General features: G+C 34.1%; 1 protein-coding gene. It reads right to left on the reverse strand.

Annotation, left to right across the window (positions count from 1 at the left end; translation table 11 throughout):
- A partial coding sequence (locus H602_RS18640; RefSeq protein WP_035759389.1) for a hypothetical protein occupies positions 1-792 on the reverse strand: 792 nt, incomplete at its 3' end.
- Positions 793-1,056: the final 264 nt, after the last annotated feature.

Here is a 1,056-nt window from a genome sequence, read left to right on the forward strand (position 1 = left end):
ACCTCCACCAGAACTACCTCCACCAGAACTACCTCCACCAAAACTACCTCCACCAGAACCGCTTCCACCAGAACCACTTCCACCAGTACCACTTCCACCAGAACCGCCACCGCCAGATAAACAATCTACATCAATGGTTAAAACCATATATTCAACATTAAATGCCATACCAACACAACCATTTCCTAATTCTCCATTATTAAATATCGTATTTCCACTTTCATCTCTACACATACTTCTGGTGTGATTACTTATGTCTATACAGCCAGCTCCATTACCTCCGACACTAAATCTACCTTGCATTTCCACGCTTGAAATTGATGAGGGTGTTTTTGTATGTAAAGCACTGCCATTAGCAAGATTAATCAAATCTTGCTGTGTAAGGTTATATTCTGCTATAAATGCTAAATAACCTCCATCATCTGTTGCCTTTAGAATTAAATTGTCTACTTTATTAGTGTTTTCATCGTCGCTAACAATTTGAAATGTTAGTGAATGTTTGTCCCCGTTTTTAACTAAAATTATATTTGTAGTATCAATATAAACGCCATAATCTTCATTAAAAACTCCTCTGTGTTGCAATGATGGATTCTTCTTCAGTCTTGATTCTTTCAGCTTTTCAAAAGCCTTACTATTTGTTTTTAGTTCTTTGAAACTAATTTTTACGAGTTCGTAATTTTTTGGATTTTGAAAACTCTGTTTTTCAATAAAATCATCATTTACACAGCTTGTAAAGTAGAGCATTGTACATAGTAGAACTGCATTTGAAATTTGTTTTAACTTTTTTTTCATTTTTCCGTTGGTTTTAAATTAGACATTTTTACACGATTTTTGGTTAATATATCTCACAACGTTTCGCGGCTTCAAGAAGTGGCGAACTTCGTAACCGCATATTTTCCACTAAGATAATATTTCTTGCGAAAGAAAAACGTCAATTTACCACATTTCTCGCCATTTCTTGAAACCGCTGTTGAACTAAACCTTCGGTAGCGTATTACCTGAAAATGTTAGTCCTTTGTAAAACTAATTAAAAATTAATTACAATGACAAAAAAAA

Source organism: Flavobacterium tegetincola DSM 22377, assembly GCF_000425485.1.
Taxonomy (GTDB): Bacteria; Bacteroidota; Bacteroidia; order Flavobacteriales; family Flavobacteriaceae; genus Flavobacterium; species Flavobacterium tegetincola.